A 21349-nucleotide genomic window follows, 5' to 3' on the forward strand; every position below is an offset into this window, starting at 1 on the left:
TTGTTGGCAACCCATTTAAAGATTGCTTAAACGCGATGGGTGAGATATATATATTTGTTTTTTTTATTTGTCAATAGTATTTTGTTTGAATTTTAAAGGACAACATGGAATTAATTGAAGATTTAAATCAGATTAAAGCCCCCTTTAACAACGCCGTTGTTACTATTGGTAATTTTGACGGTGTTCATAAAGGTCACCAGGCCCTGTTGCACCAGGTGATTAAAAAGGGGAAACAAATTGGCGGAACCGGCATCGCCATGACATTTGAACCGCATCCGTTAAGAGCCCTGGGGCTTTCCAGCCCCCCCTTAATCACCAGGCGGGACCAGAAAATCGAACTGATAGAATCCTCGGGCATAGACGTGCTGCTCTGTCTGCCCTTTGATAAAGCCTTTGCGCAGATCACAGCCCAGGAATTCATTGAAGATATTCTTGTCAAAAAGATCGGTATGAAAACCATTGTTATTGGTCCTGATTATACCTTTGGAAAGAACAGGGTCGGCAATATTGAGCTGCTCAAGGCAAAGGGTGAAGAACTTGGATATGAGACCATTGTACCCGACTGGATACGGGATGTTGAAACCGGCAAGGCGCGCATTTCCAGCACAGTAATCAGACAACTTGTCATGGACGGCCATGTGGACCGTGCAAAGCACTATCTTGGGCGGTTTTACCAGATCCGGGGAAAGGTTATAACGGGCCGCAAGCGCGGCGGCAGTCAGCTTGGTTTTCCCACGGCCAATATAAAACTTCATGATGAACTATGCCCCAAGTTCGGGGTTTATGCGGTAACGGTTGAAACCATCCATGGCAAATTCAAGGGCGTTGCCAATATTGGCTTTTCCCCGACTTTCGGGGATCATATATTCACCATTGAAGTTCATATTCTTGATTTTAAGGAAAATATTTATGACTCCCGGATACGCGTTAATATGGTGGAACGACTTCGGGATGAGATTAAATTTTCAAGTATTGCGCAATTGTCCGACCAGATCAGAACGGACATTGAAAAGGTAAAGGAAATTTTAAAATAAATGGCTATTCTTGATATTGTCACGTTTCCCGAACCCTCCTTAAAAAAGGCATCAGCACCGGTTGAAACCATTGATGACGAGCTGAAAGCCTTTATTGAGGATATGGGCCAGACCATGTTCCATGATGCGGGCGTAGGCCTTGCCGCCCCCCAGGTCGGGATGAACCGCCGGGTTATCGTTTATGATCCCCATGCAGGAGAGGAACAAAAAGATCCTGAAGACAAAATATTTACCGCATTGATTAATCCTGAAATCCTGTCCAAATCCAAAGAGACCTTTATCTCTGAAAGCGAGGGATGCTTAAGTGTCATTGACTACAGGGCCGATGTCAGGCGGCATACAAGTGTCACTGTACGGGCCATGAATATAGATGGCGAAACCATTGAATTTGACGCCCACGGGCTTATGTCCGTTATCATGCAGCATGAAATTGATCATCTTGACGGGATCCTGTTTATTGACAGGATTTCTGCATTGAAACGGGCCATGTATACGAAAAAACGGTTAAAACAATTGAAAAACGAAAAATGAAAAATACCCGCATCGTTTTCATGGGAACCCCGGAATTCTCTGTCCCGGCCCTGGAGGCCCTGGCAAAAGAGCCGGGGTTTGACGTGTTACTGGCAGTGACCCAGCCGGACCGGCCCAAGGGCCGCGGAAAAAAACTCAGCCCGTCCGCAGTCAAGCAGGCTGCACTGGACCTTGGCATTGAGGTGTTTCAGCCGGAAAAAATAAACACCCCGGAAGGGATCGCGCTGATTTCCGGTCTTGAACCGGACTATTTTGTCGTGGTTGCCTTTGGACAGATCCTTTCACGGCAGATGCTGGATATCCCCAAAACCTATCCCATAAATATCCATGCCTCCCTTTTGCCCAAATACAGGGGGGCGGCCCCCATCCAGGCGGCGGTTCTAAACATGGATGAACAGACCGGGGTGACCACCATGGTCATGGCTGAAAAAATGGATGCAGGGGATGTGCTGTTGATGGAAACAACGCCTGTGGATCCCGAGGATACTGCGTCAATGCTCCATGACAGGTTATCGCAGATGGGGGCCCAGCTTATTATTAAAACCATCCAGGGCATTGAACAGGGAAAAATCACCCCGGTTCCCCAGGATCATTCCAAAGCCACCTATGTGTCCATGCTTAAAAAGTCGGACGGCCGCATTGACTGGCAAGGTTCAAACAAGGCTGTCTGCGCCCACATCAATGCCATGACACCCTGGCCCGGAGCCTTTACAGAATTTTGCGGAAAACGCCTTAAAATTTTTAAGGCGGTTCCGTCATCCTTATCCATTCCGCCATCCGCTTTGCCCGGCACCATTGTCTGCTGCGATGATACGGGTCTGTTTGTGGCTGCGGGAAACGGGGTTGTCCAGGTGCTGGAACTGATGGGAAGTTCAGGAAAACGTCTTGATGCAGCCTCATTTCTTTGTGGGAATAAAATTGATCTGCCGGCCCAATTCAAATGAGCAGAACAGCTGATCCACGCCATATCGCCTTTACCCTGATTCAAGCCGGGCAAAAGCCAACCCTTCCCCTTGACCGTGCCATTGAAGATGCGGCGTTGCCGCTTGAACACTTGAGCCAAAAGGATAAAGGGCTTTGCCATGCCATTGTATTCGGGGTGTTCAGACACAGGGGACGCATTGATCAATTGATTGGCCGATGCGCCAAACTTGCCTTTGACCGGATTGATCCCAAGGTTAAAACCATATTGCGGCTTGGGGTATTCCAGATTGTTTTCCTGGACAGGGTTCCGGATTTTGCAGCCATTAATACCAGCATTGAACTTGCAAAACCGATCTGCGGCAAAAAGGCATCAGGGTTCATCAATGCGGTTTTGCGCAATATATCCAGGTCGCACAAAGATATTGCCCTGCCTTGTTCCGATAATGATTTACCAGGGCATCTTGCTGCTGCCTTTTCCATCCCCCCCTGGCTTGGTAAACGCTGGGCAGCCCGATATGGTAAAGAAAAGACACTGGCACTTGCCGGCGCTTTGATGGAGCTGCCTCCGTTTACACTCAGGGTTAATCCGCGCAAAGCCAGCCGGGAAGACCTGATTGCAACTTTTGAACGCGAAGGAATCAACGCAAAACCAACACGGTTCAGTCCCCTGGGTCTTCAGATCCGGACATCCGGCATTGCCATACCTGACCTGCCCGGATTTAATGACGGCCTGTTCCAGATTCAGGGAGAAGCTGCCCAGCTTGCCGTACAACTTTTAGGCCCTGAACCCTGCGATAAAATTCTGGACGCCTGTGCCGGACTGGGCACCAAAACCTGCCACATGGCCCTTGAAATGGAAAACAAAGGTAACATCACTGCCAATGATACCGGCGAAAGAAAAGCCGACCGCCTTGTCAGTGAAGCCCTCCGCCTGAACATTGATATTATTCGCACCACCTGTGTGGACATGACAAAGGCCGGGGTCAATGATTTTTCATCCTATTTTGACCGGGTGCTTGTGGATGCTCCATGTTCCGGTTTAGGTGTCCTTGCCAGAAACCCGGACACCCGTTGGAAGAGAAATTTAAAAGATATATCCCGCATGGCAGCGCTTCAGAAGAAAATCCTTAATGGCGCAGCCAATGTGGTGGAACCCGGTGGTGTGCTGGTATACGCGGTCTGTTCCTGCGAACCCGAAGAGACAACCCAGGTGATCGAGCGGTTCCTGGACAAAAGAAAAGATTTTACCCCGGATCCTTCAGGGTTTGAAGCATGCCTGCCGTTTTTCTGCGAATCCGGGGGTGAGACATTTAAGAAAACAACCTTTCCTGACCTTCTTGAAATGGACGGCTTTTTCATGGCCAGGATGAGACGCAACACATAGGAGTTAATTATGACACTGATCGCCCCTTCCATCCTGTCTGCTGATTTCACCCGTTTGGGAGAAGAGGTCAAAGCGGTTGAACACGCAGGCGCAGACTGGATTCACATTGATGTCATGGACGGACAGTTTGTGCCCAACATTTCCTACGGTCCCATTGTTGTTGAGGCCTGCAAACGCGCCACAGATATGGTGCTGGACGTACACCTGATGATTGAGACCCCGGATGCCAGGATTCCGGATTTTGCCAAAGCAGGGGCCGATTACATCAGCGTCCATGCCGAAGCATGCCCCCATCTGCACCGGAGTTTGCAGCTGATAAAAAGTTTTGACGTTAAGGCCGGGGTTGCCCTGAATCCGGCCACGCCGCTGTCATCCATTGAATATGTCATTGATCTGCTGGATTTTGTCCTGATCATGAGTGTCAATCCCGGTTTCGGCGGCCAGACCTTCATCAATTCCAGCTTAAATAAAATCACTGCCTTGTCCAAAATGTTGTCTGATGCAGGCTCCACTGCGATCATCCAGGTGGACGGCGGCGTAAACACAGATACCATGGAAGCCGTTACCCGGGCAGGTGCCTGTTGTTTTGTGGCGGGTTCTGCCATTTTTAACACGCCTGACTATAAAAAAACCATAGACGAACTTCGCAAGCTTTCTGAAAAAGGCAACGTATGAACAAAATGATAATATCTGTCCTGGCCAAAGACCGGCCGGGCATTATCGCAAGTGTAACGTCAGATCTGTGTGATCTGGGGTGCAATCTTGAAAACGTCAACCAGATGATCCTGCAAAACCAGTTTGCCGGTTTCTTTGTTATCCAGGCCCCCGAAGGCGTAGCCGCAGACACCATCAGACAGGATCTGACCTTGAAAGAGGAAGAACATGGCCTGACCATCCATGTCAGATCCCTTGAGGAAGACTTGGAACCGCCTGTGGTGGAAAAGGAAATTTTTCTGATCACCACCTCCGGCCCTGACCAGAAAGGGCTTGTGGCGCAATTGTCCGGTATTATTTCAAGTTTTGGTGCCAATATTATCAACCTGAAAGCCGTGTTCATGGGCGGTTCCAATCCCAATGACAATGTCATGTCCTACCAGGTTCCGATAACAAACGAGATTGATGCCCCGGCCCTGTTTGCCGCCCTTAAGAAAAAAGCAAAGGACCTGGACCTGGACATCCGTATCCAGCACAAAAATATTTTTGACGTGACCAACAAAATCTAAAGAGATTAAAATATAAGGATATTTTACGGTGTTTGAAGATCAGGAAATAATTTCCACCATAGAGATGGTAAAAAATGAAAAACTGGACGTGCGGGCGGTTACCCTGGGGATCAGCCTGTTTGACTGTATTTCCCACGACCTGAATGTATTCAAAAAAAATATACGCAAAAAGATCATCGGCCATGCAGCACAGCTTGTGGACACCTGTGACCAGGTGGGTGACAAGTACGGCATCAAGGTGGTCAACAAGCGGATCTCCATCTCCCCCATTGCCCTGGTGGGCGCATGTTTTTCATCTGAGCAGATGGTGGAAATTGCCCATGAACTCAATGACATTGCCAAAACCGTGGGCGTGGATTTCATCGGCGGATTTTCAGCCCTGGTGGAAAAAGGCATTGCCAGAGGAGACCAGGCCTTGATTGACGCCATCCCCCAAGCTTTGGCCACCACCCAGCGGATCTGCGCGTCCGTGAATGTGGCCACGACCAAGGCCGGCATTAATATGGATGCCGTGCTTTCCATGTCCAGGGCCATTAAAAAAGCCGCAGCCCTTACGGCGGATGAAGACGGCCTGGCCTGTGCCAAACTGTGTGTGTTTTCAAATATTCCCCAGGACATGCCGTTTATGGCAGGCGCCTATCTCGGGGTGGGCCAGGCAGATGCCGTGATCAATGTCGGGGTGTCCGGGCCTGGCGTGGTCAAACGCGCCATTGAAAGAAATCTGTCCCAGCAGCGATTGAGCCTTGGCCGCATTGCCGAAATCATCAAACGCACTGCCTGCAAGGTTACCCGGGTGGGAGAACTCATTGGCAGGGAGGTGGCAGACATCCTTGATATCCGGTTCGGCGTGGTGGATCTTTCCCTTGCACCCACCCCCACGGTGGGTGACAGTGTGGGCGAAATCTTCCAGGCCCTGGGCCTTTCCCATATTGGTGTGCCCGGCTCCACCGCGGCTTTGGCCATGCTCAATGATGCCGTGAAAAAAGGCGGGGCCTTTGCCTCGTCCCATGTGGGCGGCCTGTCCGGTGCCTTTATTCCTGTCAGCGAAGACCTTCACATTGCCGAAGCTGCCCGGAAGGGATTTCTCTCTGTGGAAAAGCTGGAAGCCATGACCTGTGTATGTTCCGTGGGGCTGGATATGGTGCCGGTGCCGGGCGACATTACAGAACAGGTTTTAGCCGGCATGATTGCCGATGAAATGGCCATCGGCATGATCAATGCCAAAACCACGGCCACGCGCATTATCCCGGTGCCCGGTAAAAAAGCCGGGGACAGCGTCATGTTTGGCGGGCTTCTTGGCAAGGCCACCATCATGGATGTGCCCCACCTTTACCTTGAAGATATTTTTGTGGAGTACGGCGGGCATATTCCGGCACCCATTCACAGCCTGAAAAATTAGTGTTTGGACCAAACCTCATTCAAACACCGTCGTTCTTGCACAGATTAGGACATCGCTTATGAGCACCACCCACGCACCAGGCCGGTCACCCCAAGGAAATAGGATTGATTATAAAATCGTCCTGGTCCTAAGCCTGGTTCATTTTACCGGAGATTTCTATTCTGCCTTTTTCACCCCTTTGCTGCCCGCATTCCAGGCCAAGCTGTGTCTTACCCTGACCCAGGTGGGCCTGATTACCGGCGCCGTGCGCTTCTTATCCTTTGTGGTGCAGCCGGTGGTGGGGTATATGGCTGACCGGTACGAAACCCGCTGGTTTGTGCTCACCGGACTGTTTCTGGTCTTTTTTGTCATTCCCTTTTCCGGGATTGCCCCCAATTACTGGATGTTGCTTACTCTTCTGTGTCTGGGGTCCTTTGGGTCCTCCATGTTTCATCCGTCCACCTCGGGCATGGTGAACGTGTATGCCGGAAACCGGGCAGGCTTTGCCCAGTCTATTTTCAATACCGGCGGAACCCTGGCCTTTGCTTTGGGGCCTGTGTTCATCACCTGGTATGTGAGCCGGTTTGGCCTGTCTGCCATGCCCTGGACCATGCTTTTGGGCCTTGTTTCCTTTATTTTCTGCCTGAAATATATGCCCAAACCCGTATCCGAGAATATGGCGGGATTAGGATTTATCAACAGTTTAAAACACACCTTTGGAAAGGTGTATAAAACCATTTTTTTAATCTGGCTGGTCATGGTGCTGCGGGCTGTTGTGGGCCAGACCTTTCTGACCTTCATGCCCATTTATCTGACCCTTCACGGCCATGCTCTGCCCTCTGTGGGTGTGACCATTGCGCTGTTCACCATTGCCGGGACCCTGTCCGGGCTGACTGCAGGCTATTGCGCAGACCGGTTCGGGTTCAAGCCGGTTTTTTTTCTGTCATACCTGCTCATGCCGCCAACCCTGTTGATGTTTTTATACATGCCGGGATTGGGGGCCTACGCAGGATCGTTTCTTTCCGGTTTTTTTGTGCTTGCCCCCATGCCTCTGGGCGTGGTCATGGCCCAGAAACTTGCGCCCGGCTCCAGGGCCATGGCAGCCAGCCTGATGATGGGACTGGCCTACGGGCTTGGCGGGGTGGTTGCCCCGGGAATCGGCTGGCTGGCAGATATTTTCGGACTGACTATTGTCCTTAAATGCACCGCATTTATTCCGCTGGTCTGCCTTATCCCCATAGCCCTGTTTCCCAAAATAGAGTAGGCATACGCGCCGTGCCGGATGTTGTTTTAATTGCCCCGCCCATCCGGGAATTTTACCTGACAAAAAAGCGCACCATTCCCTACGGGCTTGCCTGCATTGCCACACAGCTTGAACAGGCCGGATTTTCGTGCACCATCATTGATGCGCTTGCCAGGGATAAATCAAAGATCATTGAATACCCGGAAGAATTTGGTCACCTGGTTCCCCATTACGGGAAAACCGATCTTACGTTTTTCTCTTTGTTCCACCATTACAGACACTTTGGCTATAGTTTTGAGCATATTGCCAATCTGGTCAGGCAGGAAAAACCTTTTTTAGTGGGCATATCCGCCTTGTTCACCCCCTATTGGGGCCAGGCCCTGGACACGGCAAAGGCAGTGAAACGGTTCTGGCCCCACGCTTTTATTGTCCTGGGCGGGCACCATGCCACCCAGTTTCCCGAAACCTGCCTTGAAAACAAAGAAATTGATTTTGTAATCCAGGGCGAGGGCGAGGCACCCATGGTACAGCTTGCACGGCTGCTAAAGGGCCAAACGCCCGGTCGGCGACCGGCATTGCCCGAACCAGAGGATTTAAGACAAATCAGCGGCATCGGGTTCAGGCAGGGCAATGATATTGTTCTTAATCCGCCTTTCTGGGCAGATTCGCCGCATGGGCTGAGCCAAGAGGCGGTGGATAAAATCGACTGGCACTTTTACCAGCGCAATCAAAAAGTAGCCATCACCGTTGTGGCTTCCAGGGGGTGTCCTTTTCGGTGTTCCTATTGCGCGGTGTCTGCATCCGGCAATTATGCGGATTTTCGGATGCGCCCGGTTAAAGATGTTCTTGATGAAATCAAATTGCAGGCAAGGGCTAAACAGATTGGGTTCATTGATTTTGAGGATGAAAATTTAACCCTTAAAAAATCATGGGTACTGGAACTGCTGGACGGCATCCGGCAGATATTCAAGGGACAGGACATTGAACTGCGGGCCATGAACGGGCTTTTTCCCCCGTCCCTTGACGCAGAGGTCCTGACAGCCATGAAAGCCGCCGGTTTCAAAACCCTGAACCTGTCCGTGGGCTCTTTCAGTGCCACCCAGTTAAAGCGATTTAAACGCCCTGATGTCAGAGATGCCCATGACAGGGTCCTGGACATGGCCAAAGATCTGGATATGGATTGTGTCTCTTATCTTCTTGGGGCCGCTCCCGGTCAGACAGCCGCCACCACCTTAAATGATCTTTTGATACTTGCGTCCCAAAGAACCATTGCCGGCCTGTCCATTTACTATCCAGCCCCGGGCAGTGCCGATTATGCCCTGTGTGAACAACAGCAGTTGCTGCCCCATGATTTTATGTTAATGCGTTCCACAGCTTTTCCCGTGGCAGATACCACATCCAGGCTTGAAGCGGTAACACTGTTACGTCTGGCAAGAATCTTGAATTTTCTTAAATCCTGTGTGGATCAAAATGGTGTTTTGCCCAAGGCGCTGCGTACAAACGATGTCTTGGAAATTGAAAACAGCTGCCATGGGAAGATGGACAGATACAAGGCCAGCACCCTTTTAATCCGAATGTTTTTAACCGACGCCATTCCCAGGGGAATGGATCATGACGGCTGGGTTTACCATCATCCCCACCGTATTGATTTATGTAAAAAGTTCGTTCAAGGGCTTGAAGGGCTTGATCTGCTTCCAGCAGGTGTCTGAATTTCAGCCTGTCCCGGGTACGGTCCTTTTCTACTATTCTGCTTTTCAAAAAGATATGACATTCATATGCGCCCCTGTCATCTGTGAAAAAATTGCGACCTGTGCGGGTGGCCTCAAGCAACTAATTTAAAATCCAAGCACTTCGTTTCAAACCATTTATCATTTTCTTTGTTACGTTTTATTGCTGTGATTGTTGCCAGGCCCAAAGAGCCCTTTTTTGACCAACTCATTCCATTATGCTTCTGACGGCTTGAGACTACAAGATCATTCATTTTTTCACCGATAGCACTGGAATTACATAAATTCTGTTCTTTCCTTACTGCATAGCAAGGAATGTACGATTTCTTCCTTTTCAAATATTCAAGCAGCTTATTCAACGACTCTATTTTCTTTATAGAATCTTTACCAATTGATTCCAGATGGACCACAGCTCCATCGGTCAGGCCATACCACAATAACGGCTTAAGCTCATCAAGCGTCTCGTTGCGGATGATACTTCCTTTCAATGCCAAGCTCAATTGTTCTTTGCATTTCTTTTCCAAATGATACCAATCAAGGATGATTCCAATATTCTTATACCAGGCTGTTTGACTTTAAAGGGAAATTCAGACCGGGTATATTCTTATTGACTTGGCATTAAAAAGTAGTACCATTAAATCGTGAAACGTAAACATCAAAAAACACTTGAACAGATCTTTGCCAGACCGGTTAGCGGGAGCATTAAATGGTCCGCAATCGAAGCCCTTTTCATTGCGCTTGGAGCAAACATCAGTGAGTGTGAAGGCTCCAGAATAGGCGTAGTCCTTTTTGGGGAGGTCCAGGTATTGCACAGGCCACACCCCTCACCTCATACAGATAAAGGAGCTGTGACAAACATACGAAAGTGGTTTGAAAGAAACGGGGTAACGCCATGATGAACATTCTAAAAATAGACGGGCACAAAGCCATTATCAAATATGACCCTGAGATTGACAGCTTCAGGGGGGAGTTTCTTGATTTAAACGGCGGTGCCGACTTTTACGCCGGCAACATTGAAGAGTTAAAAAAAGAGGGGCGGATTTCCCTGAAAACCTATCTTGATATATGCCGGGAAGAGGGAATACACCCATATAAAGAATACTCCGGAAGATTTAATCTAAGGGTGCCACCAGACCTTCACGCTGAGATTGCTTTAAGGGCCGCATCAGAAGGAAAGAGTTTAAATCAGTTTGTCATTGATCTGCTTGAAGAAACCATTCAAAGAGAAAATGCTCCCACAGAATAGACATTTTCGGAAATAATATTTTTTGATCGAAATTTTAGAAAAGAATCAAATAGAAATTCCCACATTGAATGTGGGAATAAAAAAAGGGCGTCAACTTCTAAATAAAGCTGAAACCCCTTGTCATTAGTTGGTCGGGATGAGAGGATTTGAACCTCCGACCCCCTCGTCCCGAACGAGGTGCTCTACCAGGCTGAGCCACATCCCGACGCAAAGACGTTATTTAATATACCAGAATTAATCAAAAGTCAATTTAGAAAATGTTTTCTTTGATAATTGTGGCCTCGCGCCCCGGTCCTACGGATACAATTTTAATTTTAACTTCTGACAATTCTTCTATCCGTGCAAGATAGGCTTTGGCTTTTTCCGGCAGATCATCAAAGTTGGTCATATCTGATGTAGATGTTTTCCAGCCGGGATGTGTTTCATAAACAGGCGAACACTGTGCCAGAACATCAATTTGTGCCGGGAAATCTGCCATGATTTTGCCCGAATATTCATATCCTGTGCAGATTTTAATCTCATCCAGGTCATCCAGAACATCAAGTTTGGTGATGGCAAGTCCGGTCAGGCTGTTCAGGCGGGCGGCATTTTTTAAGACCACCATGTCCAGCCATCCACAGCGCCGTTTGCGTCCGGTGGTGGCACCAAATTCAGCGCCGGTTTTCTGGATCTTGTCACCGGTTTCATCAAATAGTTCCGTTGGGAAGGGGCCTGCGCCCACCCGGGTGGTGTATGCCTTGACAATGCCGATGATTTCATTCAGCAGTCCTGGACCCACGCCGCTGCCGCTTGCCGCGTTAGCTGAAACGGTTGTAGAGGAGGTGACAAAGGGGTAGGTACCATGTTCAATGTCAAGGTGTGTGCCCTGGGCCCCTTCAAATAAAATCTGCATACCTTCCCGGATGCCATGGTCAAGGGAGACAGAAACATCTGAAATATAGGGAAGAAGCCGGGCACGGATCGTTTCAAACTGATCAATAACAAGTGCCGGATCCATGGGATCTGTTTTGAAATATTCTTTCAGGTAAAAATTTTTTTCCGCCATGACCGTCAGAACTTTTTCCTTGAACAGATCAAAATCAAGAAGATCACAAAATCGGATACCCACGCGGGTTGCCTTATCTTCATAACAGGGGCCGATCCCGCGCCCTGTGGTGCCGATTTTATCCTTTCCTTTTTTTTTCTCCCGGGCTTTGTCGATCTCCTGGTGATAAGGCATGATGATGTGGGCACGGTTACTGATTTCCAGCATTTTGGGAGACACATCAATGTTATTGCCTGCCAGATAATCAAGTTCATCCAGCAATACAAAAGGATCAACCACCACACCATTGCCGATAAAACATTTTTTCTGCTGAAGTATCCCGGAGGGGATCAGGTGGCTGATAATTTCTTTTCCGTTGACCACCATGGTATGCCCTGCATTGTTCCCGCCCTGGAACCTGACTACATAATCAGCATGTTCGCTGAGCAGATCGACAATTTTTCCTTTTCCTTCATCACCCCACTGGGTTCCCACAACAACTGTGTTTGTCACGGTTTCTCCTTTTTTCCTCAAAAAAACTTTTAATAATCTGTCTTGTTTGTTCTTCACATATTCCCTGAATAATTTCAGGTTGATGGTTCAATCGTGAATCCGACCCCATTTGGTAAAGGGAGGCCGCAGCCCCCCATTTGGAATCCAGTGCCCCGAATACCAGGCGCTGGATTCTGGCATGGATAATTGCCCCCATGCACATGATGCATGGTTCTATGGTTACATAAAGTGTTGTCTGGGGCAGGCGATAGTTATTCATGAGCCTGCAGGCCGAACGAATGGCCTTGATTTCAGCATGGCTTGTCGGGTCGCTGTCGGATATCGGGCAGTTATATCCCTGTCCGATTAGCTTTCCGGCCTGGTCCACCACGATGGCCCCAACCGGTACCTCGTCCTGTTTCTCGGCTTTTTTTGCCTCATCCAAGGCAAGCAACATGTAATATTCATCATCCATAATCCAACCCTGACTTATATAAGCCTTTTCCCATCAGGTCAAATGTTATGGGGCATTGAGCTGAAAATAAAATCATTATTTTGAATGCCGGGTAAAAATCAAAGCGGTTGACCCATTTCAACTCAGTTTGGTATATTCCATTTTCCACGAATCATTAATGTTAACTGTGAGACTACCTGCAAATAAATAAGGATTAAATATGGAACGTACTAAATCAGCCGCTTTATTTTCATCGGCCAGAAATTTGATACCGGGCGGGGTTAATTCTCCGGTAAGGGCCTGCGGTTCAGTGGGCGGAGAACCGGTTTTCATTGAAAAAGGAAAAGGTGCCAGGCTTTTCGATGCCGACGGGAACGCTTACATTGATTATGTCCTGTCCTGGGGACCGCTTATCCTTGGCCATTGCCCGGGGCCTGTGGTTGACGCGTTGAAAAAGGTGCTGGATTCAGGCACAAGTTTTGGTGCGCCCACGGCGCTTGAAAATGAACTGGCCCGGCTTGTTGTGGATTCCGTGGCTTCCGTGGATATGGTCAGAATGGTCAACTCCGGCACCGAGGCCACCATGAGTGCCATCCGTCTGGCAAGGGGGACTACTGGCCGGGACCTTATTGTCAAGTTTGACGGATGTTACCATGGCCATGCAGACACCCTTCTTGTAGCCGCCGGATCCGGTGTCGCCACCCTAGGCATTCCCGGAAGCCCGGGGGTCCCTGCTGATGTGATCCGAAATACCTTGTCCCTGCCATACAATGACATTGAAAGTTTTGAACGTCTCATGGCTGAAAAAGGCAAGGAAATTGCCTGTGTGATTCTTGAACCTGTGGCAGGGAATATGGGGATGGTCGCTCCTGATCCGATGTTTTTAAAAACATTGCGCCGGGAGACTGCCGCCTATGGCGCCCTGCTGATTTTTGATGAAGTCATGACCGGATTCCGGGTCGGGGGCAGGGCGTGCGCCCAGGGCTATTTTGATATTGATCCGGATTTGACCTGTTTTGGTAAAGTGATTGGTGGCGGACTGCCCGTGGGTGCATATGGCGGAAAACGGGAAATAATGGCGCAGATTGCGCCTGTGGGATCTGTTTACCAAGCCGGGACCCTGTCCGGCAATCCCCTGGCCATGGCCGCAGGGGTCGCCACGTTAAAGGTTCTTGAAGATGATCAGATTTACGCTGACATGGACCGGCGGGCAGATATGCTGGTCAAAGGCCTTCAGGCCGCAGCCGATGATGCAGGTATTCCTTTCAGTGCCGGGCATTTCGGTTCCATGGCCGGGTTCTTTTTCACAGGACAAAAGGTGTGTAATTTCAATGATGCCAAAACCTGTGATCTGGACCGGTTTGCAAAATTCTACCGGGGCATGCTGGCCAAAGGCATTTATCTTGCGCCATCTCAGTTTGAGGCCTGTTTTATTTCGTCGGCCCACACGGATGAAGATATTGAAATCACCCTGGACGCCGCACGGCAGGTCATGGCAGAAATTTAATGGCTGATTCAATTAAGCGGATTCATCTGGTTGCCGCCTGTGGTACCGGTATGGGCACTTTGGCCTGTATCCTTAAAAAAATGGGTTATATTGTCACAGGATCAGACCGGAATGTTTATCCGCCCATGAGCGATTTTCTTGAAGATAACGGGATTACACTTTTTTCCGGATTTACCCCGGCCAATATCAGCGACGATCCCAACCAGGTTCCGGACCTTGTTATTATCGGCAATGCCGTGACGCGTGATAATCCGGAAGCGGTTGCCGTAATGGAAAGGGGGCTTGCCTATATGTCCATGCCCCAGGCTGTGAACCGGTTTATTGCCCATGACAAGAAGATCATTCTTGTCACCGGTACCCACGGCAAAACAACCACCTCTTCCATCATGGCCCATTTGCTTGAAACGGCCGGTCTTTCCCCCTCTTTTATGATCGGGGGAATTTTAAAGGATTATAACTCTTCATTTAAAATCGGTGACGGGGAATACATGGTGATAGAAGGGGATGAATATGACACGGCCTTTTTTGATAAAGGGCCCAAGTTCATGCATTATGATCCCTTTATAACCATTATGACCGGTATTGAATTTGATCATGCCGATATTTTTACGGACCTGAATCATATTTGCCGGGCCTTTGATGGCCTGGTTTTAAAGATCAAAGATAAAAGCCGCATTATTGCCTGCAAGGAGAACGTCAATCTGATGCAGGTTCTGGAACAGGCTGGTGTTGTTGACCTTCAGACTTACGGCCCCAACGCCATGTGGCAGGTGCATGACCATCGCCTGGGCAGTGAGCCCGATCCGGGTACGGGCCGCTTGCACACCCTTGCCCGTATCACAGGCCCTGGTACGGACCTCAATATACAAACGGATCTTCCCGGGCAGCATAACCTTCTCAATGCAACCGCCTGTATTGCCGCAGCCCGCAGTTTAGGGATAAAGGAGGCTGACATTGCCCGCGGGCTGTCAACCTTCAGCGGTGTTAAAAGACGCCAGGAAATAAGGGGGCAGGTTGGCGGTATTACGGTGATGGATGATTTTGCCCATCATCCGACCGCTGTCAGGGAAACCATTGCCGCAGTTAAACCGTTTTATCCCCAGGGCCGTATCGTTGCAGTGTTTGAGCCAAGAACCAATACCAGCATGAGAAATATTTTTCAAACGATCTATCCGGCGTGCTTTGACCTGGCAGACCTGGTGTGCATCTGTTCACCCGGGGTTAAAAAAAATATTCCTGAAGACCAGCGGTTTTCACCCGAACGTCTCACCGAAGATATTTGCAAAAGGGGCAAGGCTGCCTATCATTTCCATGACCCTGGCCAGGTGATTGATTTTCTTGCCTTGGAACTTAGACCCAAAGATCTCGTTCTAATCATGTCCAATGGCGGGTTCGGAAATATACACCAGCGGCTTTTGGAGCGGCTGGGGTGACAAGAATCGCAATCAGAATCGTTGGCATCGGATTGCTGCATTCATTTTTGTACGGTTATCTGGTTCCTTTTGTCATTTACCCGCGGTTTGGAAAGCATGGGATTACCTTTGCCGTAATTCTTGCCATACTGATATCCATCGGTATAATGGCCACCTTGTGGGTGGGGAAAAACAAAAAAAAGAATAAAGGAGATTAACCCATGACCAATATTATTGCGTGGGACAAAAAATACAGCGTTGATGTGCCTGAACTTGATGAATGCCAGAAACAGCTTATGGATATGTTTAATACCCTCATTGAAATGAAGACGAATAAGGGCGACGCTAAGGATGTGGCCAATTTAGTCACCGAAATCAATGATTTCAGCAAAATCTTTTTTTCCAAAGAAGAAAAAATTCTGGGCCGGAAAGGATATCCGGATCTTGAAATCCACTCAAAGGCCCATCGCCGGTTTATAAAAAAGGCCATTGGCCTGCGCCGTGAAATTGCTGAGGACGTTGATAATTTATCTATTGAGGATGTTGTGGAATTGCGGGACTGTTTAATTGCACATTTTCAATCTGTGGACACGTTGTTTATTCCGTTTTTAAGAATTCACAGGTATGTGGAGGAATGTGACAATAAGAAATAAGGACACTGATTGCAGGCCGTTGCAGTTGATACCAGGCCTTAAAGTTCATCGCTCTATCTTTGCTTTAGTCTTGATGCAGGACAGCATTGTTTAAGACCGCATTGTTCTGTAAATATTAAAGAATCCTGTAATCATGGACGATATCTTTAATTAAAGAGTTGGAAACAATTTTGAAAATATTAAAGATAGGTGATTGCTATGGTTGCAGAAAATAAAATAATACCAGCGGCCAAAAAGATTATGGGGATTACAGACAGGAGATCCTTTTTGGGCGGAGGATACCGGTCTAATGTTCCGAATCGTAAAAAAGACAGGCGCAAGGCACCGTATGACCGAAGAAAAGGCATTAGAGACGGTGTGATCGTCACATTATCCTTTAATAAAGATCGCAGGAAAAGCCCTGACCGCCGTTTTCAGAAATCAGGCAGGCCCATACTCACAAACGATTCCGGAAAATCTGTTTATGATATCATTGCATAATGGCGTCTGAAGTTTTATGAATCCGTCTCCTAGGGGACGGATTTTATATTTTTTTCACATACTTTTCTTTTTTATCCCCTGCTGGTAAAACAAGGGCATGAGTGACTTTTCCTTTGATGATCTTGGCATTCTCCATGAATCGGGAATACTTTCCCATCTGGACTACTATTTTTGCACAACCATGGCCAATATCTTTAAATATGCCGGACCCTTGGAAATTTTTTCCGCAGGCCTGACCTGCCGGGCGCTTTCCAAAGGCTGCATCTGTCTGGATCTTGCAGCCGCAGCCGGGACTGTTCTGAAAACCTCCGAGGGAAGGGAACTCATCCGGCTTCCCGAACTTACATCCTGGTGCAATACCCTTGAAAATTCTGCCATGGTGGGTATGGAAGCCTCAAATTGCGTGAAAACGGAAAATGACAAGGGCTTCTGGATTGGTAAATCCCCCTTGATCCTTGACCGTGACAACAATCTTTATCTTTCCAGGTATTATGATTTTCAATGCCGTCTTTCAGATAATATCAAGGCACGGATTAAAAGGCAGGTTCCCGGACCTGATGATACGTTTGTCAATTCCAGGCTGACTTTGTTTTTTGGCAGCAAAGATACTCACAGAACCTTTGGACAGCAGCAGGCTGTTAAGAAAGCCCTTTGTTCCGGTTTTACCATGATATCCGGTGGGCCGGGTACCGGAAAAACTTATATTACCGATATGATACAGACACTTTTGACAACCTGGACCCGGGAAAATGAACTTCCGCCTCCCCGGGTGATGTGTCTGGCACCCACTGGCAAGGCTGCCTCCAGGTTGAAAAACGGGACCACTATCCACAGTGCGCTTAAACCTGTAAAAAACGGAACAGGGTTCCGTCACAATGCAGCCAATCCCCTGGCCGCAGACCTGGTGATTATTGATGAGGCGTCCATGATTGACATGGCCCTTATGACAAGGCTTTTCGAGGCCATCTGCCCTGATGCACGCGTTGTCATGCTCGGTGATATGAATCAACTTTCTCCTGTTCAGGCTGGGGCTGTGTTTTCCGACCTGTGCCATGCTGATGTGTTGGCCGGTTTTCGGGTGTTTTTGGATTTTAATTTCAGGTCCGGGGATAAAACCGGCATTGAAACCCTTGCAAAGGCCGTTAACGCAAGTGATGCGGATACCGTGGCAGACATCCTCAAAGCGGATTATCCTGATCTTGAATTTGTGGATACTGTTAAGGATGGGGGATATCAGGCCCGCCTCGAAACCTGTATCCGGGAAGGGTATAAGCCCCTTTGGGATGCTAGATCCCCTAAGCAGGCCATGGCGGCGGTTGATGGGTTTCGTGTGCTGTGTGCCCACAATTCAGGGAACAGCGGAACATTACAAATTAATCATCTATGTGAAAAAATATTACGCTCTAAGGGGAAAGATGGTATAAAGTGGCCTGTTTTTAAAACGCTTTTAATGGTTCGGCGAAATGATTACCAAAGGTCGCTGTTTAACGGTGATACCTGTGTGGTCCTTGAAGAAAATAAAGGTGCAACGGCCTGGTTTTCCCCAGAACAGTCAGATTCGGGGCAATCAGAAATCAGGCATTTCAGGATGTCTGATCTGCCTGAGTGTGAGCGTGGCTTTGCTGTGACCGTCCATAAAAGCCAGGGATCGGAATTTGACACTGTGCTGATCCTCATCCCTGAGCAAATATCACCGGTGGTTACCCGGCAGTTGCTTTATACGGGTATCACAAGGTCCCGGAAAAAAGTGATTATCTTCGGGAGTATGCCCATGATCCAGCAGGCCGTAATGACCTCGGTTGAACGCAGGTCCAATCTGCAGGCGGTTCTGGATAGGGAGTAGGGCTCGAACACCGGTGGGCGGGGATGTTGAGTACCTCTGACACGGGCTAGCCTTGTAACCTTTCCGGGCATGGCCTGCAATATGACGTGAAAGCCGTCTGACTAACCTTGGCGCTTTCATACAAATTTTAGTGAAAGAATTGTTTTGAAACAAAAAGACAGCTTTACCGATCAGATCTGGATGTTTTTTGCCTCGGTGAAACTTACTATTTATACCCTGGTGCTTTTAGTCTTAACCTCCATCATTGGCACCGTGGTTTTGCAGAACGCAAGTCCCGAAGCCTATATCAGGCTTTACGGCCCGGGGTTGTATAATATGATCCAGGTGCTTGATCTGGACAGGATGTATCAGGCCTGGTGGTATCTGCTGCTCATGGTGGTTTTATGCGTTAATATTGTTGTCTGCTCCATTGACCGGCTTTCTGTTACCTGGAAAATTATTTTTCCCAAAAAACTCTCGATTAATCCCCAGCGGTTTGAAAAAACTAAAAACAGACAGCAGTTTGAGTGTCAGCTTCCCATGGACCACATTGCGTCCAAGGCAAAGCAGGTAATTGCCAGGCGGGCCGGAAAAGTTGTTGAAAAAACAGATGAAAAAGGTCTGCTTTTGTATGCGGAAAAAGGCAGGTGGTCCCGCCTGGGGGTTTACGTGGTTCATTCAAGTGTTCTCATGCTGCTTGCCGGTGCCCTGATCGGGTCTGCATTGGGATTCAAGGCCAACTTGCGTCTGGACGAGGGACAGGCTGCAGATACCGTGTTTGATACCCACACACGGCTGCCCATAAAACTACCGTTCACCGTCCGGTGCAATGATTTTCAGGTCAAATTTTACGATACAGGGGCGCCGGACGAATTTAAATCCAGTCTGACTATCCTTGAAAACAACCAGGAAAGTTTTTCAGAAGATATTCTGGTCAATCATCCGCTAAGATACAAGGGTATCAATATCTTCCAGGCTTCCTATGGTGCGAGCACGCCTGATGAGGCCCTGTTTGAAATCACGGACAGTGAAACCGGAACCATTGAAACTCAGACCATCAAAAACGGCGGTGTCGTGCAGCTGCCGGCTGGTGCTGGTACGTTTACATTTGAAGGATTTTTGCCCCATTATGATTTCAATGGTCATGACCTTGGTGAGGCGTTTATCGGGCGCCTTGATACGACCCCTGGCCGGAATATCCAGATTGCTTTACCCACCAAGTTTCCCACCTTTGATAAAATGCGAAAGGGCAGATTCACGGTTGAAGTCAAATCCTGGGACCATGCCTATTACACCGGCCTTCAGGTGACAAAGGACCCGGGCGTTCCCTTTGTGTACACAGGCTTTCTGCTTATGATCATCGGCTGCTGGGTTACTTTCTTTGTTTCCCATCAGTCCGTGTGTATCGGTCTTGAACAAACCGGGTCCGGCAGTACCCGGGTGTGGGTGGCCGGTCGGGCCAACCGCAACGCCCAGAGCACCAATCTGACCGTAAAAAAACTTGTAAAGGAATTAAAGGACGTATCAGGCAAATGAATTCATCCCTGCTTCTATCGGCTGCAACATTTATCTATGCTTTGGCATCGGTATTCTATATTGGATCTTTTTCATTCAAAAAACAGGCGTTTGCCCGGCTTGGGTTCTGGGTGATTGTCATCGGGCTTATGGCTAATACCGGCGGGATTTTGCTGCGGTGGGTGGAGTCCTACCACATGGGATACGGCCATGCACCCTTTTCCAATATGTATGAGTCCCTGGTCTTTTTTTCATGGACTGTCGCGGCTCTTTATGTGTTTGTGGAAATTAAATACACAGAAAGCATCATCGGCGTCTTTGTCTCTCCCTTGATCTTTCTGGGTATTGCCTATGCCAGCTTTGATCCGTCCATCACGTCAAAAATTACGCCTTTGATCCCCGCACTGAAGTCCAACTGGCTCATTGCCCATGTAATCACCTGCTTTCTGGGGTATGCAGGCTTTGCCCTTGCCTTTGGGTTCAGCTTCATGTATTTCATCAAACCCAAAGATCCAGAAGCAAGACGTCTGTTTGCAAAACTTCCGGATTGGGATACTATTGATGAATTAACCTATCAGATGATCGTTTTCGGGTTCCTTTTCCTGACCATCGGTATTATCACAGGCGCTGTCTGGGCCAATTCCGCCTGGGGCAAATACTGGTCCTGGGATCCTAAAGAAACCTGGTCTTTGATCACCTGGTTTATTTATGCCATTTTCCTTCATCTGCGACTGATGCGTGGGTGGCACGGAAAAAATCTTGCCATTGTCTCCATCATCGGATTTTTAGGGGTTATGTTCACTTATTTCGGCGTGAATTTCCTTTTATCCGGGCTTCACAGCTACGCCTGAATGTATCCAGTATCCAGATTGAAGAAGGTTCCCATTCGTTGAGAATGTCATAGATCGTTGAATCATCCCCAAAATGGGTGGTTTTTCTTTCCCCAGCGTTCCCCGACCGCGACTATAATGGACCCCGAAATCTGAACCGGTTGCGAAGAGACACTTGACGTGCTAAAAGCCCGGTTCGATTTTCACCAGACAAAGGAGGTCCATGAGAAAGAATTACAGCGGAAAGTTCAAAGCAAAAGTTGCGGTTGAGGTGATTAAAGAACAGAACACGATTTCTGAGCTGGCATCTAAATACGAAGTCCACCGGTCCATGTTGACCAGGTGGAAGAAGGAGGCACTGGAGGGGCTTCCCAATCTCTTCTCGACAGCCCAGAAGGACAGAAAAGAAAGTCACAACACACAAAACCTGATAGAGGATTTATACAAACAGATCGGCCAGCTCACCGTTG

Annotated in this window: 22 protein-coding genes and 1 tRNA gene; 19 read left to right on the forward strand and 4 right to left on the reverse strand. The window is 48.5% G+C overall.

What is annotated here, in order from left to right; translation table 11 throughout:
* The first annotated feature begins 104 nt into the window (after positions 1 to 104).
* The 9 genes from Q366_RS07340 to Q366_RS07380 are packed head-to-tail and all read left to right on the forward strand — an operon-like array spanning position 105 to position 9426.
* A complete protein-coding gene (locus Q366_RS07340; RefSeq protein WP_035237669.1) occupies positions 105 to 1034 on the forward strand; it encodes a bifunctional riboflavin kinase/FAD synthetase in 930 nt (309 codons plus the stop codon).
* Positions 1035 to 1565 (forward strand): peptide deformylase, encoded by a 531-nt coding sequence (def, locus tag Q366_RS07345; RefSeq protein WP_035237672.1) that lies wholly within the window; start codon positions 1035 to 1037, stop codon positions 1563 to 1565.
* A complete protein-coding gene (gene fmt, locus Q366_RS07350; protein WP_035237674.1) occupies positions 1562 to 2509 on the forward strand; it encodes a methionyl-tRNA formyltransferase in 948 nt (315 codons plus the stop codon). Before def ends, fmt begins: the two co-directional genes overlap by 4 nt.
* The gene (gene rsmB, locus Q366_RS07355) at positions 2506 to 3873 is read left to right on the forward strand and encodes a 16S rRNA (cytosine(967)-C(5))-methyltransferase RsmB (protein ID WP_035237677.1); all 1368 of its coding nucleotides are present in this window, start codon (positions 2506 to 2508) and stop codon (positions 3871 to 3873) included. Before fmt ends, rsmB begins: the two co-directional genes overlap by 4 nt.
* Before the next feature lie 9 nt (positions 3874 to 3882).
* Complete coding sequence (gene rpe, locus Q366_RS07360; RefSeq protein WP_035237680.1) at positions 3883 to 4548, forward strand: ribulose-phosphate 3-epimerase; 666 nt, start codon at positions 3883 to 3885, stop codon at positions 4546 to 4548.
* Positions 4545 to 5096, forward strand: coding sequence for a glycine cleavage system transcriptional repressor (locus tag Q366_RS07365; RefSeq protein WP_035237682.1), 552 nt, complete (start codon positions 4545 to 4547; stop codon positions 5094 to 5096). Before rpe ends, Q366_RS07365 begins: the two co-directional genes overlap by 4 nt.
* Before the next feature lie 28 nt (positions 5097 to 5124).
* Positions 5125 to 6495 carry a PFL family protein gene (locus Q366_RS07370; RefSeq protein ID WP_035237684.1) on the forward strand — a complete coding sequence of 457 codons (1371 nt, stop codon included), beginning with the start codon at positions 5125 to 5127 and terminating at the stop codon, positions 6493 to 6495.
* Positions 6496 to 6553: 58 nt separating this feature from the next.
* A complete protein-coding gene (locus tag Q366_RS07375) occupies positions 6554 to 7738 on the forward strand; it encodes an MFS transporter (protein ID WP_035237686.1) in 1185 nt (394 codons plus the stop codon).
* Positions 7739 to 7749: 11 nt separating this feature from the next.
* Positions 7750 to 9426 (forward strand): B12-binding domain-containing radical SAM protein, encoded by a 1677-nt coding sequence (locus Q366_RS07380; protein WP_035237688.1) that lies wholly within the window; start codon positions 7750 to 7752, stop codon positions 9424 to 9426.
* A 113-nt stretch (positions 9427 to 9539) separates the two neighbouring features.
* Here the strand turns inward: Q366_RS07380 and Q366_RS07385 are convergent, their stop codons facing one another.
* A complete protein-coding gene (locus Q366_RS07385) occupies positions 9540 to 9968 on the reverse strand; it encodes a hypothetical protein (RefSeq protein WP_211251873.1) in 429 nt (142 codons plus the stop codon).
* A 368-nt stretch (positions 9969 to 10336) separates the two neighbouring features.
* Between Q366_RS07385 and Q366_RS07390 the strand changes: the two genes are divergently transcribed.
* Positions 10337 to 10690 (forward strand): type II toxin-antitoxin system HicB family antitoxin, encoded by a 354-nt coding sequence (locus tag Q366_RS07390; protein ID WP_211251874.1) that lies wholly within the window; start codon positions 10337 to 10339, stop codon positions 10688 to 10690.
* A gap of 128 nt (positions 10691 to 10818) precedes the next feature.
* On the opposite strand, the gene Q366_RS07395 is transcribed toward Q366_RS07390, so the two are convergent.
* The 3 genes from Q366_RS07395 to tadA form a co-directional block, all read right to left on the reverse strand.
* A tRNA-Pro gene (locus tag Q366_RS07395) sits at positions 10819 to 10895 on the reverse strand.
* A 45-nt stretch (positions 10896 to 10940) separates the two neighbouring features.
* Positions 10941 to 12227, reverse strand: a complete 1287-nt coding sequence (locus Q366_RS07400; RefSeq protein ID WP_035237692.1) for an adenylosuccinate synthase — start codon at positions 12225 to 12227, stop codon at positions 10941 to 10943.
* Positions 12190 to 12681 carry a tRNA adenosine(34) deaminase TadA gene (gene tadA, locus Q366_RS07405; protein ID WP_035237695.1) on the reverse strand — a complete coding sequence of 164 codons (492 nt, stop codon included), beginning with the start codon at positions 12679 to 12681 and terminating at the stop codon, positions 12190 to 12192. The genes Q366_RS07400 and tadA overlap by 38 nt, the downstream gene beginning before the upstream one ends.
* Before the next feature lie 199 nt (positions 12682 to 12880).
* Here tadA and hemL point away from each other — a divergent pair, with 199 nt between their 5' ends.
* From hemL to Q366_RS07450, 9 genes are all read left to right on the forward strand, one after another.
* Complete coding sequence (gene hemL, locus Q366_RS07410) at positions 12881 to 14167, forward strand: glutamate-1-semialdehyde 2,1-aminomutase (protein WP_035237697.1); 1287 nt, start codon at positions 12881 to 12883, stop codon at positions 14165 to 14167.
* Positions 14167 to 15600, forward strand: a complete 1434-nt coding sequence (gene mpl / locus Q366_RS07415; protein ID WP_035237699.1) for a UDP-N-acetylmuramate:L-alanyl-gamma-D-glutamyl-meso-diaminopimelate ligase — start codon at positions 14167 to 14169, stop codon at positions 15598 to 15600. The genes hemL and mpl overlap by 1 nt, the downstream gene beginning before the upstream one ends.
* Entirely contained in the window at positions 15597 to 15797 is a 201-nt protein-coding gene (locus Q366_RS07420) for a hypothetical protein (protein ID WP_035237701.1), read from the forward strand. The genes mpl and Q366_RS07420 overlap by 4 nt, the downstream gene beginning before the upstream one ends.
* A gap of 3 nt (positions 15798 to 15800) precedes the next feature.
* The gene (locus tag Q366_RS07425; protein WP_035237703.1) at positions 15801 to 16232 is read left to right on the forward strand and encodes a bacteriohemerythrin; all 432 of its coding nucleotides are present in this window, start codon (positions 15801 to 15803) and stop codon (positions 16230 to 16232) included.
* Between the two features lie 198 nt (positions 16233 to 16430).
* A complete protein-coding gene (locus tag Q366_RS07430) occupies positions 16431 to 16712 on the forward strand; it encodes a hypothetical protein (protein ID WP_035237705.1) in 282 nt (93 codons plus the stop codon).
* Positions 16713 to 16809: 97 nt separating this feature from the next.
* Positions 16810 to 18555, forward strand: a complete 1746-nt coding sequence (gene recD / locus Q366_RS07435; RefSeq protein WP_035237707.1) for an exodeoxyribonuclease V subunit alpha — start codon at positions 16810 to 16812, stop codon at positions 18553 to 18555.
* Positions 18556 to 18699: 144 nt separating this feature from the next.
* Positions 18700 to 20070 (forward strand): cytochrome c biogenesis protein ResB, encoded by a 1371-nt coding sequence (gene resB / locus Q366_RS07440; RefSeq protein ID WP_035237709.1) that lies wholly within the window; start codon positions 18700 to 18702, stop codon positions 20068 to 20070.
* On the forward strand, positions 20067 to 20900 hold the full coding sequence (gene ccsB / locus Q366_RS07445) for a c-type cytochrome biogenesis protein CcsB (protein ID WP_035237711.1): 834 nt from the start codon (positions 20067 to 20069) through the stop codon (positions 20898 to 20900). The genes resB and ccsB overlap by 4 nt, the downstream gene beginning before the upstream one ends.
* Before the next feature lie 202 nt (positions 20901 to 21102).
* The coding region (locus tag Q366_RS07450) for a transposase (RefSeq protein ID WP_051957885.1) at positions 21103 to 21349 on the forward strand (247 nt) is incomplete at its 3' end.

Source organism: Desulfobacter vibrioformis DSM 8776 (assembly GCF_000745975.1).
GTDB classification, from domain to species: domain Bacteria; phylum Desulfobacterota; class Desulfobacteria; order Desulfobacterales; family Desulfobacteraceae; genus Desulfobacter; species Desulfobacter vibrioformis.